This is a genomic window from Pyxidicoccus sp. MSG2 (assembly GCF_026626705.1).
Taxonomy (GTDB): Bacteria; Myxococcota; Myxococcia; order Myxococcales; family Myxococcaceae; genus Myxococcus.
On sequence record NZ_JAPNKC010000001.1, the window covers coordinates 8,491,541 to 8,507,024 of the forward strand.

The following is a 15,484-nucleotide window of genomic DNA, read 5'->3' on the forward strand; positions in this document are numbered from 1 at the left end:
CGATGAGCACGCTGGACGAGGCCCGCACCGTCGCCCGCTTCCTCCACGCCCTGAGCGGCGGCGCCGGGGTGCGCCGCAAGGCCGCCGCGCGCGAGCTGGCCCGGCGGGATCCGCTCGACGCCAACGAGCTGGTCGGCGAGCTCATCACCCTGGCTCGGGGAGGCTGGGCGCCCGCCTCCTGCGTCCTGTCCGACTTCATGGCCGCGCTGGCGCAGGAGGCCGAGCACATCCCCCACGTGGAGGCGCTGCGCCGGCTCGCGCACGTGCAGTCGCTCGACACGGTGGCGGACCTGTTCGCCCAGGGCCCCGCGAAGAAGGAGATGGACGCGGATGCCGCCGCTCGCGCGGACGCCACCGCCTTCTCCCAGTCGCTGGGCCACCTCAAGCAGCAGGCGCGCCTCACGAGGGATCCGGACACGCTCTCCCGCCTGGCCACCGTCAGCGACCCGTCCGTCCTGCGCAACGTGCTCATCAACCCGCGCCTCACCGAGGACCTGGTGGTGCGCATCGCCGCCCGCCGCCCGGCCCGTCCCGAGCCGCTCATCGAAATCTGGAAGTCACCGCGCTGGTCCGTGCGTCATGACGTGCGCCGGGCGCTCGTCTTCAACCCGTACCTGCCGCCGGAGATTGGCGCGAAAATCGTCCCGCTCCTGAGCAGCACGGACCTGCGCGAGGTCGTCTCGAGCACCACCCTGCACCCGGCCCTGCGGGAGCAGGCCCGCCGGCTGCTCACCAGCGCAGGAGACGAGCGTCAGGTGCCCGACAGCCCGGCCCCGGTGCGGCGCACCGGGCCTCACGGACTGGACTGAGCGTCAGGCCTGGCGGCGGCGCGGGAGACGGGACGGAGCCCGGCCTAGCGGCGGCGCGGCTGGTTCGGGTCGCTGAACTCGGCGTCCGTGCTGCCCCGGCGCGACGAGGTGAGCGACTTCGAGTTCGCGTCGACCAGGTCCTCGCCCTTGGAGGCCTTCTTGAACGAGTAGACGAACTTGCCCACGGCGTTGCCGAGCTGACCCATGCGGGCGGCCGAGAAGACCACCAACAGGATGAAGCCGAGGACGATGATTTCTCCGAGGCCGAGGCCCAGCATGGTGCGGGCACAGTGCAGCAAAGGGGCGGGGGAGGCAAGCCGCGCGTCCACCTCCGGACGCGCCCGCCCGCACCGTTGCTGCGCGGCGGGCCCGGACGTCGCAGACTGGCGGCCCATGCTCCTGCTTGCCCACCGCGGTGCCAGCGCCGATGCCCCGGAGAACACCCTCGACGCCTTCGCCGAGGCCGCCCGTCAGGGCGCCGACGGCGTGGAACTGGACGCCATGGTGTGCGGCTCCGGCGAGGTGGTCGTCTGCCACGACGAGCACCTGGACCGGCTCGCACGCCTGCCCTGGGAGGTGCGCGTCACGCCATGGTGGAAGCTCCAGCGCGCCGACGTGGGCTCGCCGCTGGGCTTCGCCCCCGCCCGCATCCCCCTGCTGGAGGAGGTGCTCGACGCGCTGCCCGCCCACTTCCTCGTCAACATCGAGCTGAAGTGCGAGCGCTTCGACGACGACGGCCTCGCGAAGAAGGTGGCCGACCTGGTCCGCCGACGCGGGCTGGCCGAGCGCGTGGTCATCTCCAGCTTCAACCCGCTGTGCCTCTTCCGCCTCGCCGCCGTCGCGCCCGAGCTGCGCCGGGGCTTCCTCATCGACCCGGACAAGCCCTGGGCCGTGCAGGCGTACGGGGTGAGCCCGCTGGTGTCCTCACACTCGGTCCACCCCTTCCACGAGGCGTGCACCCACGAGCGCGTGGCCGCGTGGCGCAATGCCGGCCTGCGCGTGGCCGCATGGACGGTGGATGACCCCGCGCGCGCCGCCTCGCTGGAGCGGATGGGCGTCAGCTACCTCATCACCAACCGCCCCGGCGCCGTGCGCGAGGCCCTCAGGGCCGCCGCGTAGGAGGGCTCAGAAGTCGAAGCCGAGCGTGGTGTTGAAGGCGAACACCGCCGGCACGCCGACGGTCTCCGAGGAGTCCGGATCCGGAGTGACGCTGCCCGTGCGCGTCAGCGACAGCTCCGCGCCCAGTTGCAGCACGCCGCCGATGAACCGCACGCCGCCGTACAGGCGCTGGTTCACGTTGTCGCCAAAGGAGACCTTCTTGTACTCGGCCGTGTCCTCCAGCGCCGCGCGCGAGTCGTTCGCCGTCGAGTCGTCGAAGGAGCGGCTCGGGTTGAAGTCGAGGAGGCTGGAGGTGGCCCCCACGAAGCCCAGGTCCAGACCGCCGTAGGGCGTCAGCGTCACCATGCCGCCCAGGGGGAACTGCTTGCCCACGCCGAAGTCCAGGCCCATCACCGTCAGGCTCAAGTCCCGCGCGCCGAACAGGTGCGTCACGTGCCCGCGCACGCTGAGGTCCGGCAGCCAGGTGAAGCCCTCGTTGACGGCCCACTTCAACTCGCCCGTGCCCACCACCTGCCGGCTCTTCTCAATCCAGCCTACGCGCCCACCCAGCTCCAGCGAGAAGGGCAGGCCCTTGCGCACGTGGAACGAGGGGATGAGCACCGTGGAGGGCTGCGCGGTCTCCGTGGGGATGAGGATGCTGTCCGGCAGCGACACCACGGACAGCTCGGCGTTGATGGCCCAGGCCGAGTGGCCCGTCGTCTCCGGCGGCATCAGGTTGACGGAGGTGATGGCCGCGCCCATGACGCGCGCGAAGGCCTGGAAGTCCGCGTTGGCGGACACCTTGAAGTTCAGCTCGTCCCGGTCCGGGTTGCCGAACTGGTAGACCTGCAGGTCGTTGTCGTCCGCGTACGCCGTCGCCCCTGAAGCACAGGCCGCAAGGACCAGCCACCGACTGAACGTCCGCATTCGAGTCACCGCCTCCGGGGGCGCGCGACCGGCCGGGGGGCGCCCAACGCGTCGGACGCTAACGCCTGCCCGCGAGGAGCGTCAACAAAACGGGCGGCCCCTCCCGAAGGAAGAGCCGCCCGGAAGAGGCGGAACGCCGTGGGTGCCTACTGCTGCTGCGGCTTCACCGTGGTGGCGCTGGTGCCCGGCGCGGAGACCTTCTGGGCAACCTCGGCCGGACGGCGGCGGATGACCAGCGTGCGGCGGCTGGCGAAGTCACTGTCCTCACGGGCCACCACCAGCACGTTGTTGTTGCCCTCCTTGAGCGCGAACTCGGTGGAGAACTTCAGCGTGTTGGGCTCGCCGCCCTTGGGGTCCACGCCCTTGAAGTAGACCTTCTGGTCATTCACCAGCACGTAGACGTCCAGCAGGCCGTTGGGGTCATTCACCGCGCCGGACAGGGTGAACTTGTCCCCGCTGGCGACGAGGCCACCGGCGGCCGGGTCCACGTCCAGGCGGATGTCCGGCGGACGGTGCTGCGTGGCCAGCGCCAGCTTGGGCGTCGTGGCGCGGCCCGCGGACTTCTGCTCGCGGGCGTCCTGGGTGCGCACGAAGGCGAAGCGGCCCTTCTCCATCTCCACGCGGTAGAAGCCCTTGGTGACGGCCTCGACGGGCAGCACCGTGACGCCGCCCACCTTCGCCACCGGACGGGCCTCCGCCGTCGGGGCGCCGAACAGCTCCGCCTTGTCGTTCACCCGGACGAAGGACTTCTTCGGCTCCAGCGCGGCCACCGCGGCGTCACGCACGGGCAGCTCCAGCTTCTCCATGACGAACTCCTCGAGGGGCTCGTCGATGATGGCCAGCTTCAGCGGGAAGCTGTCGCCCTTGAAGCCCTTCTTCACCTCGAGGTTGAAGCGCGCCGACTTCGTCTCGCCGGGCTTGAGCTCGCCCAGCTTGAAGCGGCCCTTCTCGATGAAGATGTTGGCGTCCCCGCCATTCTTGATCTGCGTGAAGGAGTCGAGCGCCGGGCCGGTGCCCGCGTTCGTCACGTCCAGCACCACCGCGACCGTCTCCCCGCGCTGCACGGTGCCGTCGCCGTTGCAGGTGGCGCAGTCGTCGATGACCTGCCAGTTGAAGGCGAAGGCGGGGCGGGGCAGCTCCACGAAGTTGAGCTCGGCCACGCGCGTCTCGGGCAGCGCACCCTGGTCGTCGAAGAAGCGCACCGTCACGTCGTCGCGGCGGCTGGTGAGGTCCTTGGGCAGGCGCACCTTCACCTTCCAGGACTTCTTCTCACCCGGGTTCAGCGCGCCGAAGAGGAACTCGCGGCGGTCCAGGAAGGCGTTGTCACTCTCCGTCCAGGCGCGCACGCGCTTGAGGGGCTCGGTGCCCTTGTTCTCCGCGGTGACGACCATCTCCAGCACCTCGCCGGCCGCAATCTTCGCGTCGGCGCCGGGGCTGAGGGTGGCGGCCAGCTGCACGTTCTTCGGCGTCGGGCCCGCGCTCCAGTCCACGCCCAGCGCGGCGATGGCGGAGTTGATGCGGCCCTCTTCATCCTTGCGCTTCTGGTCCACGAAGCCCTTGCCCTGCGCCAGCTGCTGCTTGCGGTTGGTGGCCGGGGCCTTCAGCACGTAGTCGCGCGCGAACTGGACCTCGAAGTCCTCCTTGATTTCGTCCTGGGACTCGGCGTCGAGCTGGTCGTCCAGGTCCTCGCCCTGGCCGGCCACGTCCACGTCCAGCAGCGGGTTCTCCTTGTCGCCGTGCTTCTTCTCGCCCGCGGCCTTCTCGTTGGCGGCCACCTTCGGATTCTTCGTCTCCTCCTTGGCGGCGCTGGCCTGCTGCTGCTTCTCGTCGACCTTCAGGTACTTGAGGGTGTCCAGCGGCTTCTCGCGGTCCAGCACGTCCTCGCGCTTCTTGGCGACGGTGGACGAGTCCGGGTTGCCGAAGTGCTGGTCCAGGTCCGCCTCACCCATGGAGCGGCGCGGGGCGAACACGTCCAGGCGCTCGTCGGTGACGCGCGTGGGGACGAGCTGGATGTCCGGGACGATGCCGACCTCCTGGATGGAGACGTCGCCCGGGGTGAGGTACTTGGCGATGGTCAGCTTCAGCGCGCTGTCATCCGGGAAGTCGTACAGCACCTGCACGCTGCCCTTGCCGAACGTCTGGCGGCCGATGATGACCGCGCGGTCCAGGTTCTTCAGCGCGCCGGCCACGATTTCAGACGCGGAGGCGCTGCCGGCGTTCACCAGCACCGCGATGGGGTACGCGTCCTCGCCCTCGGTGGGACGCGCGCGCTTCTCCTCGCGGAGCTTGTCGGACAGGCCCACCGTCGCGACGATGGTGCCGCTGGAGAGGAAGGTGTCGGAGACCTGGATGGCCTGCTCGAGCAGACCGCCCGGGTTGCCGCGCAAGTCGAGCACCAGGCCCTTGAAGCCGCCCTTCGCCGCCGCCTGCTTGCGCATCTCGGTGAGCGCGGACTCGAGGTCGCGGGTGGTGTTGCCCTGGAAGTTCTTCAGGCGGACATAGCCGACGTTGCCGGCGAGCAGCTTGTGCTGGACGCTCTCGATGGAAATCATCGCGCGCGCCAGCGTCATGGCGCGGGGCTTGTCCCAGCCGTCGCGCTCGACGGTAATCGTGATGCGGCTGTCCACCGGGCCGCGCAGCTTGGACACGGCCTCGTTGAGGTCCATGTTGACGGTGGACTCCTCGCCAATCTTCTTGATGCGGTCGTCCTTCTGGATGCCGGCGCGGTGCGCGGGCGTCTTGGGCAGCACCTTGACGACGGTGAGGTTGCCCTCGCGCATCTGGATGACGAAGCCCAGGCCGCCGAACTCACCCTTGGTGGAGAGCTTCATCTCCCGGTAGAGCTCCGGGCGCAGCAGCACCGAGTGCGGGTCCAGCGTGGACAGCATGCCGTTGACCGCGGCGTACTCGATGTCGCGCGTCTCCTCGATGGGGCGCATGTTCTTCGACAGGAAGTCGAAGACGTCCTTGAGGGCGAAGGACATCTTCCACAGCGAGTCCACGTGGGCGATGTCGAACTCGCGCTGCTTGCCGTTGACGTTGACGTTCAGCTTGCCCGTCTCGGCGTTGCCGTCCACGAGCACGTCGGGGACGCTCTTCTCCACGTACTCCAGCGCGGCGATCATCATCTCCTTGGGCCGCACGCGCTTCGGGTCGACGTAGTTCTCCTTCACGTACAGGATGACCTTCGTCAGGACGCGGAGGCTGTTGAGGTCGTGCTGGGCCTTCTCGCCCTTGGCGGCAGGCAGGCTGCCGTCCCAGGAGCCTTGCCCGGCCTCGGCTGCGCCCATGGTGAGCGGCAAGGGCGCCCGGTTGCTGCCCACCAGGGCCCAGGCGCCGAGAAGCACGGCAACGGCTGTGATGCGGCGGAAGAAACGCGGCATGTGATTCATCCAAGCTGGAGCGCCGAAACGCCCCTGGGTATTGCGAGAAATGCCCTGAGATTCCGTACGTTTGTGAAGCGAAAAACGAGCGCTGGAAGCGGCCGGGCAAGCCTAATCACGCCTGCCGGGTGCTTCAAGGCATCGCCTTGCTGCTGAGGATGCAGAACGTCCCTGACGGTCATTGCGTTCCCGCCACCTCGGGAGGACAGCCAGCGCGGACGTTTATTTCAGGGCAACCGGGGTACCGTCCGGAGGCGGCGGCAGGAGCCGGGCCTCGCGCAGGCCCCTGTACAGGAGCGTACCGGCGATGATGGCCAGGGGCAGGAAGAAGGTGTTGAGGATGGGCACCCAGAGCAGGACGTAGACGCCCGCGCCCAGGCCGAGGCAGAGGGCGCGCCGCTCGCGGAGCATGCGGCGCACCTCGGCGAAGGGGTAGAGGTGGCGGGTCATGGGGGCGGCCAGGAACTCGCCCGCCATCCACGTCATGGTCCACAGGCTGCCGAGCACCGTCCACAGCACGCTGCCCGCCCCGGGTATCAGGTGGAGGGGCATGAGGACGGCCAGTCCCACCACGAGGAAGAAGAGGCGCGCCAGCGTGTGCGCCACACCGGTGACGATGCCGCGGATGAAGCCCGCCAGGGTGAAGGGCGGGCCCTCGTCCCCTCCCACCACGGCCTCGGTCGTCTCGGAGAGCGGGTCCTGAAGGGGGGCGAGCAGGAGCGGCGGCACCACGTTGGCGCCCACCACCCAGACGACCAGGGAGGAGAGCACCAGCACCGTGTACCAGCCGAAGCGGCCGTACCAGGACTCCGGGAGGGGCCAGTACCCGCCGAGCAGGCCGGGGGCGTGGCGCCACAGCACCCAGCCCAGTCCCACCAGCGCCACGGCGGTGACGGCGGCGCAGAGGAGGGACAGGAGGAACAGGCGCCGGGAACGGAAGAGCAGCGAGAAGGCGCGCCCGAGCAGTCCCAGGCCCTGGAAGAAATCGGACAACTGGGGCCTGGACGCGATGGCGGGGACGGCGGAATGTGGGGTCATGAAGGGGCCGTGCGCAAATCAGGGCGGGTCCAACGTCCCACGTTATATAGGGCGCGCCCATGTCTCTCGACCTCAAGCGCGCGGCCTCTGAGCCCATCACCTCCGTCGACATGCTGGTGGCCGGATTCCGGACCGCCGAGAAGCCCCGGGGCGAGCACCGGCTCGGCCTGGAGCACGAGAAGTTCATCTATCCCGCCGGGTCCTCGAAGCCCCTGCCCTATGAGGGTGCGTCGGGCGTGGGCGCGCTGCTGGGCCGGCTGGCGCCGGGGGGCTACACGCCCTTCCGGGAGACGCCCGAGTCGCCCGTCATCGCCCTGCAGCGTGGCATGGCCACCATCTCCCTGGAACCGGGGGGACAGTTCGAGCTGTCCGGCAGCCCCTTCCACACGGCGCGCGAGGCGCACGAGGAGAACCTGGTCCACCTGCGCGAAGTGAAGACGGCGGCGGACGCGCTGGGCCTGCGCATCGTCTTCCTGGGCTACCGGCCCACCGTCACCCCGGCGGACATGCCGTGGATGCCGAAGACGCGCTACCTGGTCATGCGGCGCACGCTGCCGGAGCGCGGCCGGCTGGCGCTGAACATGATGCTGATGACGGCCACCGGACAGGTGTCGCTCGACTGGGCGGACGAGGCGGACTGTGTCCGCAAGACGGTGGTGGTGGCGCGGCTGGCGCCGCTGATGAACGCCATCTACGCCAACAGCCCGCTGGTGGAGGGCAGGCCGTCCGGCTACCTGTCCTTCCGCAACCGCGTCTGGGACGAGGTGGACCCGACGCGCTGTGGCTACCTGCCGGCGTTCTTCGACGGCTCGTTCTCCTACCGCGCCTACGTGGAGTGGGCGCTGGACGCGCCGCTGCTCTTCCTGCGCCGCAACGGGGAGTACCTGCACCCGAAGCTCACCTTCCGGCAGCTCCTGAAGGAGGGCTTCGAGGGCAAGCCGCCAGACCTGGACGACTGGACGGACCACCTGTCCACGCTCTTCCCCGAGGTGCGGCTGAAGAAGGTGCTGGAGGTGCGCGGCGCGGACTGCGTGAATCCGGCGATGACGGGCGCGCTGGGGGCGCTGTGGCGCGGCATCCTCTACGACGCCACCGCGCTGGACGAGGCGGAGCGCCTCCTGCCGAAGCTGAGCTTCGCCGAGCACCAGGCCTTCCACGACACCGCGCGCCGCGAGGGGCTGGGTGGGAAGCTGGGCTCGCAGGAGCTGAAGCGGCTGGCCGCGGAGATGGTGGCCATCTCCCGGCGCGGCCTGCAGCGGCTGGACGCGGCGGACGCGCCGCTGCTGGAGCCGCTGGCCGAGGTGGCCGCCTCGGGACGCTCGCCCGCGGTGGCCGTGCTCGAGGCGTGGGAGAAGGACCCCCGCCCCGAGTCGGTACTGGCCCGCTTCTCGCTGTGACGCGCGCTAGAAGCGTCCGCCAACGGTGATGTTGGCGTTGAACAGGCTGCCCTTCTCATCACCACCGCCGCCGGGCGCCTGGACCAGCTCCTCGTTGCCGACGAGGCTGTACGTGGCGCGCGCGCCGGCGACGATGTTGCCGAAGCGGTAGTCCAGGCCGGCCGTCAGCGGCAGCTCGGTCTGGACGTCGTTGTCGTAGACGTTCTCCGCGCCGTTCGAGGGGTTGAGGTAGCTCAGGCCGAGGCCTGCCCCCACGAAGGGCCGCCACTTCTCGTCGAGCAGCGGCCCCACCTTGCCGAGGACGGCCCCGTTGTGGCGCCAGATGCCCTCGCCGCTGTCCACCCGGCTGTCGTCGATGGCCAGGCGCTGGCCCTGGTAGCCGGCCTCGATGCCGATGAGCGACCAGGGCTGCGCGGTGGCGGCGATGCCCAGCAACGGGCCCGGGTTGGTGTTGTCGGCCAGGTCGCCGGTGAAGCCGCCCACGCCCAGGCTGACATCGAGCCCCACCACGGGGTTCTCCTTCACGTGCAGCCTCGGGCCCACCTCCTGGGCCTCAATCGCGAACGCTGGCGCTGCCAGGCATGCGGCCGCTACGGCGGCTCCTCCCCAAATCGAACGTCGCATCGCATTCCTCCCCGATGAATCGGTCAGCGGAAAGGTGGGCATGCGTCGAGAAGGCTACAGAGAGAGACGCTTCGGCGGGCGGTGGCTCGCAGGGTCGCGGCGGGGCCGTGCGCTCAGCGGCGGCCGAACAGCTTCTTCAGTCCGGACAGCAGACCGCCCGGACGTGCCTCGGGCTCGCCCTCCAGGGGGGAGCGGGCGATGAGCGTGTCGCGGGCCGCGTCGTCCAGGTCGTCGCCGGCCAGGGAGACGGGCTTTCGCTTCGCGCCGGGGAGCGTGGCCTCCAGCGAGAGGGCGCCGTCGGCGGTGAGGGCGAAGTGCAGCTCCGCCTCGCCCGGCCGCTCGACGAAGAGGGAGAGCTTGCCCAGGTACTCGTTCTCCGTCGCCAGGGGGGAGGGGCCCTGGAAGAGGGCGAGCTCCAGGGCGCCTGGCGCGGCGATGGGCAGCACCAGCGTCTTGCTGGTGGGCAGGCGGGTGTTGCGCTCCAGCACGCGGCGCAACGTGCCGCCGCGCTCGGCGACGCCGATGGGGGCGGAGAGCACCTCGGACACGGTGGCGGCGGGCTTGCCGGCCTCGGCGAGCAGCAGGCCCTGACCGAGCAGCGCCGCGCCGAGCGCCACCGCGCCGCGCGGGTCCACGTCGTCGCGCACGGGGACGCCCAGGCTCTCCTCCAGCCGGCGGCGCACCAGCGGCGCGCGGCTCTGCCCGCCCACGAGCAGCACCGCGTCCAGCCCCTGCGGGGAGAGGGCGTTGGACTCCAGCACCTCGCGGACGACGGCCGTCACGCGCTGGGCGAGGTCCGCGGTGAGGGCCTCCACGCGCTCGCGGGTGAAGGGGGGCACCGTGCCCGTGGAGAGCGAGACGTCCACCTGCTCGCGCTCGGAGAGGGCCACCTTGGTGGACTCGGCGGCGGTGCGCAGCGGGGCCCAGTCGAGCAGGTGCTGGGGGCGGGGGACGCCCTGCTCCGCGAGGTCGGCGGCGAGCGCCTCGGCGATGCGGGCGTCGAAGTCCATGCCGCCCACCGTCGGGTCGCCGCCGGTGGTGATGACCTCGAGGTCGTCGCCCGTCACCTGCACGACGCAGACTTCCAGGCCGCCACCGCCCAGGTCCACGACGAGCACGCGCTTGCGGGCAAGCCCCCGGCCCTGGCCATACGCGAGCGCGGCGGCGGCGGAAGCGGTGAGGATGCGCTGCGCGTCGAGCCCCGCGAGCGTCGCGGCCTCGCGCAGGGCGGCGCGCTGGCGGTCGGTGAAGTGCGTGGGGGCACAGATGACGGCGCGCGTGGCCTTGCGGCCGACGAAGGTCGCCGCGGCGTATTTCAGCTCGCGCAGCAGCAGGGCGGTGAAGAGCGTGGGAGCGATGAGCCGGCCGCCCAGCTCGACGGCCGCGTCACCGCCCGGGTCGGCCGCGACGGGGAAGGGGAGCTGAGGGGACAGCTCGCGCAGCCGGGGCGAGCGCGCGCGCAGGCCGAGCAGTCGCTTGAGTCCCGTGGCGGCGCGGCGTGGGGCCCGGTCTGCTTCCACCTGTGCGCCCGGGCCGACGAGCAGCTCACCGCTGCCGTCCACCGCGACGAGGGCAGGCAGTTCCGTGCCGTCCGTGCCGGGGAGGGGGACGAGCTTCGCGGTGCCCTCGTGGAAGACGGCGACGCGCGCGTGCGAGGTGCCCAGGTCGATGCCGAGGATGACTTCCGGTGTCGAGGGTACCGGCGTTGTCGTCGTGACGGGCACGTCGAGCCGCGCGCGGCGGCGGTTGCGCATCGCCTCTGCGTCCTGGGCGGCGGAGGACGGGGGCTCGGGCTCGGTGGTGGCGGTGGGCTGGGGCTGAAGCTCGGTGGTGGCCGGCGCGGTGGGCTGGGGCTGAAGCTCGGTGGTGGCCGGCGCGGTGGGCTGGGGCTGAAGCTCGGTGGTGGTCGGCGCGGTGGGCTGGGGCTCGACGTGGTCGACGGTGACGGCTCCCACAGGCTCGGCCAGGGGGCCTGTCGGGGCAGGTTGCTGGCCGGTAGACAGGCCGGCCTCGGGCGCTGGCGCGGCCGGCTCGCGAGACGTGGGCGCTTCTTCCGACTCCGGCTCCGTCAGGCTCGCGGTGATGTCGAAGCCGAGGTCCTCATCCTCTGGCGGGGTTGCCGGCTCGGACGAGGCGGCGGCCTCCGGGGGCGTCTCGGGCGGAGCGGCTTCAGCCGGCCCGGCCTCTTCGGTGGGCGCTGGCTCCCCGCGCGCGAAGTCCTCGGCTGCTCCAGCCTCCTCGGACGGCGCGGGCTCCCCCTGCTCGGCGGCCCCCGCCTCTTCACTCGTCGCGGCCTCGGCCGGTGGCGCGGCTTGCTCTTCGACGGGCACCGGAGCGGGCGCCGCTTCCGTCACCCGTCGCGCGGGCTCCGCCGCACCGCTGCGCCGGGACACCACGCGGTCGATGAGCGCCTTGCTCGCGGCGTCCAGCTTCACGAAGCGCACCGTCATTCCGGCGCGCCCGCCGCCCGCGTCCACCTGCGCCTTCACCACCACGCCCTCTCCGCGCAGCAGGCGCGTGCCGTCCGCCAGCACGAACTCGAAGGCGAGCCCGGTGCCCTCGGGCTTCAGCGCGCGCGTGGCCACGAACACGCCGCCGCGCGCCACGTTCGAGCCGTACTTCTCGATGAACTCGTCCTCCGTCGTGTACGGAAGGCGGATTCGCAGAGGAAGGAGCTTGGACGCGAGCCCGCTCATCGCAGGGGAATCCGTACGTCCCCTCCGGACCCCTGCATCACCAGGTGCAGGCCGTCTTCCCGCAGGACCGCCGGGGGGAGCTCGAACAGGAGGACCACGTCGGTGCGCTCCTGCGGCGCCCAGGTGCGCCGAAGGGGCCGCGTGCCCGCCACCACCTGCGCGTCACGGGCCAGCGGGTACGGCTGGCCTCCCGCGCCCATCACCTGCGCACCGTCCAATTCCAACGTCAGTGGCGCGGCGCCCACGTTCTGCGTGACGAGCCGCACGCGGAGGAACATCTCCTCCGTCGTCAGGCCCACCTTCCCAGAGCCCTTCACCGAGTGCGAGGACTCCAGCCCGGTGAGCTTCACCGCGAGGGTGTCCACGTGCACGGTGGCGTTGGGCTCGGGCAGCGCCAGCGGGCGGTCCGCGGACTCGTCGAGCCCCGCGGCCAGTCCCGCCAGCTGCGCGTTCGGGTCGCCCCGCGTCGACTCGGGCCCCCGGGTGGGATGGCCACCCTGGTTCACCCGGTCCACCTCGGCGCGGAGCTTCTGCAGCGTCCGGTCATCTCCCTCGCCCTCGGCCCCACGCGCGGACTCCTCCTTCGTGCAGCCCCCCAACAGGAGGGCCGCCGCGGTGAGGAGCGCCGCCGGCGCCAGGGAAGGGGAGGACCTTGGACTCACGCCGCGCCCGCGCCCTTCACCAGCTCGTACAGCTTCTCGAGCGCCGCGGGCAGCTTCGCGGCATCCGGACCGCCGGCCTGCGCCATGTCCGCCTTGCCGCCGCCCTTGCCGCCCACTTCCTTCGCCATCTCCCGCACCAGCGCGCCCGCGTTGATGCCCCGGGCCACGACGTCCTTCGTCGCCGCCACCAGGATGATGGCCCGGCCGTCCTTCTCGCCGCCGATGGCCACCACACCCGAGCGGATGCGGTCTCTGAGCTGGTCCGCCATGCCGCGCAGCACGCTGTCGTCCGCCGAGTCCACCTGCGTGGCCAGCACCTTCATGCCGTTGACTTCGCGCGCCTGCTCCAGGAGGTCCTTGCTGCCCGCCGTCTGGGCCTTCACGGCGACCTCTTCCACCTTGCGCTCCAGCTCCTTCACGCGCTTCTGGGTGGCCTCGACGCGCTTGGACAGCTCCTTCGGGGACGTCTTCAAGAGCTCGGCCGCGCGGCGCAGCTCGTGCTCCTGCTCGCGCACGTACTGGAGCGCGCCGATGCCGGTGAGCGCGACGATGCGGCGCACGCCGGAGGCCACGCCGCTCTCGCTGGTCACCTTGAACAGGCCGATGTCACCGCTGCGGCGCACGTGGGTGCCGCCGCACAGCTCGGTGGACTCCGGGTGCACGGTGACGACGCGCACCGTCTCGCCGTACTTCTCGCCGAACATGGCGACGGCGCCGGACTTCTTCGCGTCCTCCAGCTTCATGACGCGCGTCTCCGCCGCCGCGTTGTCGCGAATCCAGCCGTTGACCAGGTCCTCCACCTTCTCGAGCTGCTCCGGCGTGGCCTGGGAGAAGTGCGAAAAGTCGAAGCGCAGGTAGTCCGGCGCCACCACGGAGCCCGCCTGCTTCACGTGCTCGCCCAGCACCAGCTTGAGCGCCTTGTGCAACAGGTGCGTCGCGGAGTGGTTCGCACGGATGGACTTGCGGCGCTCGACGTTGACGCCCGCCTGCACCATGTCGCCGACCTTGAAGGTGCCCTCGGCGACCTTCACGGTGTGGACGACGAGGCCCGCCACCGGGCGCTGCGCGTCCTCCACCTGCGCCACCGCCTTGCCGCCGTGGCCGACGATGCGGCCGGTGTCACCCACCTGGCCGCCGGACTCGCCGTAGAAGGGCGTGCGGTCCAGCACCAGCTCCACCGTGTCGCCCTGGGAGGCCTGCGTCACCTCGGCGCCGCCCTTGAGCATGGCGCGGATGCTGCCCTCGCCCTCGTGGCCCTCGCCGTCGTAGCCGAGGAACTGGGTGGGCCCGAGCCGCTCCAAGAGCTTCAGGTACACGTCGCCGATGGCCTTCTCACCGGAGTTGACGAACTTGTTCTTGTCCGCCTCCTCCTTGAGGAGTTCCTCGAAGCGCTTCAGGTCCACGTCGAGGCCGCGCTCGCGGGCGATGATCTGCGTCAGGTCCCACGGGAAGCCGTAGGTGCCGTGCAGCAGGTAGACGACCTCACCCGAGAGCTGCTTGCCGCCGGACTTCTGCAGCTTCGCCAGCTCCTCCTCGATGAGCTTGAGGCCGCGGCTGAGCGTCTGGCGGAAGCTGGTCTCCTCGTGACGGCAGACCTCGAGGATGAAGGTGCGGCTCTCGCGCAGCTCGGGATAGGCGTCGCCCATCAGCTCGATGACGCGGTCGACGACCTTGAAGAAGAACACGTCCTCCAGGTCCAGCTGGGTCCCGTGCCGGATGGCGCGGCGCATGATGCGGCGCAGGACGTAGCCGCGGCCCTCGTTGGAGGGCTGCACGCCGTCCGCGATGAGGAACGCCGCCGCGCGGCTGTGGTCCGCGACCACGCGCATGGAGGCGCCGCCCTCCTGCGAGTACGTCTTGCCGCACAGCTCGCTGATGGTGGCGATGATGTGCTGGAAGAGGTCGGTCTCGTAGTTGGAGCGCTTGCCCTGGACGACGGAGGCGATGCGCTCCAGGCCCGCGCCCGTGTCGATGGACGGCTTGGGCAGCGGAATCAGCGGCGCGTCCTTCTCCTTGCGCTCGAACTGCATGAACACGAGGTTCCAGATTTCGAGCCAGCGGTCGCAGTCACACGCGACGCCCTGACACGTGTTGCCCTGGGCCTCCTCCACACAGGGGATGTCGTTGCCCTGGTGGTAGTGGATTTCGGAGCACGGGCCGCACGGGCCGGTGTCGCCCATGGCCCAGAAGTTGTCCTTGTAGCCGAGCTTGAGGATGCGCTCGCGGGGCACGCCCTGCTTCGCCCACAGCTCGAACGCCTCCTCGTCCCAGGGGATGCCGCGCTCGCCGTTGAACACGGTGACGGCGAGGCGCTCCTTGTCGAGGCCGAGCGTCTTGGTGACGAACTCCCAGCCATAGGCAATCGCCTCGGCCTTGAAGTAGTCGCCGAAGGAGAAGTTGCCGAGCATCTCGAAGAACGTGTGGTGACGGGCGGTGAAGCCCACGTTGTCGAGGTCGTTGTGCTTGCCACCGGCGCGCACGCACTTCTGGGAGGTGGTGGCGCGCTTGTAGTCGCGCTTCTCGCGGCCGGTGAAGACGTCCTTGAACTGGACCATGCCCGCGTTGGTGAACATCAACGTCGGGTCGTTGGCGGGGACCAGTGAGGAAGAGGCCACGCGGGAGTGGCCACGCTCCTCGAAGAACTTGAGGAACGCCTCGCGAATCTGGGAGGCGGTGAGGGCGGAAGGCATGGTGTGGGTATATGCCACAACGCGAGGCGGCGCAGGAGTTCTTGGAGGGTGCATGGGGTAGGAGGACGGCCCACGCGCCCCGTGGCTGACCCTGGCCGGTGGCGTGCCCGGGGAGAAGCCGACTGCGGGCCGGGACGGTTGGACGGTGCCCGGGCGGCCG

The 15,484-nt window shown here is 70.8% G+C and carries 11 protein-coding genes; 3 read left to right on the forward strand and 8 right to left on the reverse strand.

Annotated features, from left to right (window positions below; all coding sequences use genetic code 11):
* Window positions 1-2 precede the first annotated feature (2 nt).
* Window positions 3-809 (forward strand): hypothetical protein, encoded by an 807-nt coding sequence (locus OV427_RS33205; protein ID WP_267860226.1) that lies wholly within the window; start codon window positions 3-5, stop codon window positions 807-809.
* Window positions 810-853: 44 nt separating this feature from the next.
* On the opposite strand, the gene OV427_RS33210 is transcribed toward OV427_RS33205, so the two are convergent.
* The gene (locus tag OV427_RS33210) at window positions 854-1,204 is read right to left on the reverse strand and encodes a twin-arginine translocase TatA/TatE family subunit (RefSeq protein ID WP_267860227.1); all 351 of its coding nucleotides are present in this window, start codon (window positions 1,202-1,204) and stop codon (window positions 854-856) included.
* On the opposite strand from OV427_RS33210, the gene OV427_RS33215 reads away from it, so the two are divergent.
* On the forward strand, window positions 1,203-1,928 hold the full coding sequence (locus tag OV427_RS33215; RefSeq protein ID WP_267860228.1) for a glycerophosphodiester phosphodiesterase: 726 nt from the start codon (window positions 1,203-1,205) through the stop codon (window positions 1,926-1,928). The two genes, OV427_RS33210 and OV427_RS33215, sit on opposite strands and share 2 nt — an antisense overlap.
* A gap of 6 nt (window positions 1,929-1,934) precedes the next feature.
* Here OV427_RS33215 and OV427_RS33220 read toward each other — a convergent pair whose 3' ends face one another.
* From OV427_RS33220 to OV427_RS33230, 3 genes are all read right to left on the reverse strand, one after another.
* A complete protein-coding gene (locus tag OV427_RS33220) occupies window positions 1,935-2,834 on the reverse strand; it encodes a hypothetical protein (protein WP_267860229.1) in 900 nt (299 codons plus the stop codon).
* A gap of 146 nt (window positions 2,835-2,980) precedes the next feature.
* Window positions 2,981-6,226, reverse strand: a complete 3,246-nt coding sequence (locus OV427_RS33225; RefSeq protein ID WP_267860230.1) for an MXAN_5808 family serine peptidase — start codon at window positions 6,224-6,226, stop codon at window positions 2,981-2,983.
* Window positions 6,227-6,439: 213 nt separating this feature from the next.
* Window positions 6,440-7,255: an EI24 domain-containing protein gene (locus OV427_RS33230; protein WP_267860231.1), complete on the reverse strand. Its 816-nt coding sequence runs from the start codon at window positions 7,253-7,255 to the stop codon at window positions 6,440-6,442.
* A gap of 59 nt (window positions 7,256-7,314) precedes the next feature.
* Between OV427_RS33230 and OV427_RS33235 the strand changes: the two genes are divergently transcribed.
* Window positions 7,315-8,652, forward strand: a complete 1,338-nt coding sequence (locus OV427_RS33235) for a glutamate--cysteine ligase (protein ID WP_267860232.1) — start codon at window positions 7,315-7,317, stop codon at window positions 8,650-8,652.
* A 6-nt stretch (window positions 8,653-8,658) separates the two neighbouring features.
* Here OV427_RS33235 and OV427_RS33240 read toward each other — a convergent pair whose 3' ends face one another.
* From OV427_RS33240 to alaS, 4 genes are all read right to left on the reverse strand, one after another.
* Complete coding sequence (locus OV427_RS33240) at window positions 8,659-9,276, reverse strand: outer membrane beta-barrel protein (protein ID WP_267860233.1); 618 nt, start codon at window positions 9,274-9,276, stop codon at window positions 8,659-8,661.
* 113 nt (window positions 9,277-9,389) lie between these two features.
* The gene (locus OV427_RS33245) at window positions 9,390-11,972 is read right to left on the reverse strand and encodes a TIGR02266 family protein (RefSeq protein ID WP_267860234.1); all 2,583 of its coding nucleotides are present in this window, start codon (window positions 11,970-11,972) and stop codon (window positions 9,390-9,392) included.
* On the reverse strand, window positions 11,969-12,634 hold the full coding sequence (locus OV427_RS33250; protein WP_267860235.1) for a hypothetical protein: 666 nt from the start codon (window positions 12,632-12,634) through the stop codon (window positions 11,969-11,971). Before OV427_RS33250 ends, OV427_RS33245 begins: the two co-directional genes overlap by 4 nt.
* Complete coding sequence (gene alaS / locus OV427_RS33255) at window positions 12,631-15,324, reverse strand: alanine--tRNA ligase (RefSeq protein WP_267860236.1); 2,694 nt, start codon at window positions 15,322-15,324, stop codon at window positions 12,631-12,633. The genes OV427_RS33250 and alaS overlap by 4 nt, the downstream gene beginning before the upstream one ends.
* Between the last annotated feature and the right edge of the window lie 160 nt (window positions 15,325-15,484).

What these genes read in the sequence shown, in the direction of transcription:
- OV427_RS33205 (WP_267860226.1), top strand. Translation starts at nt 3, where the DNA reads ATGAGCACGCTGGACGAGGCCCGCACCGTCGCCCGCTTCCTCCACGCC.
- alaS (WP_267860236.1), bottom strand. Translation starts at nt 15,324, where the DNA reads ATGCCTTCCGCCCTCACCGCCTCCCAGATTCGCGAGGCGTTCCTCAAG.
- OV427_RS33225 (WP_267860230.1), bottom strand. Translation starts at nt 6,226, where the DNA reads ATGAATCACATGCCGCGTTTCTTCCGCCGCATCACAGCCGTTGCCGTG.
- OV427_RS33240 (WP_267860233.1), bottom strand. Translation starts at nt 9,276, where the DNA reads ATGCGACGTTCGATTTGGGGAGGAGCCGCCGTAGCGGCCGCATGCCTG.
- OV427_RS33210 (WP_267860227.1), bottom strand. Translation starts at nt 1,204, where the DNA reads ATGGGCCGCCAGTCTGCGACGTCCGGGCCCGCCGCGCAGCAACGGTGC.
- OV427_RS33235 (WP_267860232.1), top strand. Translation starts at nt 7,315, where the DNA reads ATGTCTCTCGACCTCAAGCGCGCGGCCTCTGAGCCCATCACCTCCGTC.
- OV427_RS33215 (WP_267860228.1), top strand. Translation starts at nt 1,203, where the DNA reads ATGCTCCTGCTTGCCCACCGCGGTGCCAGCGCCGATGCCCCGGAGAAC.
- OV427_RS33245 (WP_267860234.1), bottom strand. Translation starts at nt 11,972, where the DNA reads ATGAGCGGGCTCGCGTCCAAGCTCCTTCCTCTGCGAATCCGCCTTCCG.
- OV427_RS33230 (WP_267860231.1), bottom strand. Translation starts at nt 7,255, where the DNA reads ATGACCCCACATTCCGCCGTCCCCGCCATCGCGTCCAGGCCCCAGTTG.
- OV427_RS33220 (WP_267860229.1), bottom strand. Translation starts at nt 2,834, where the DNA reads ATGCGGACGTTCAGTCGGTGGCTGGTCCTTGCGGCCTGTGCTTCAGGG.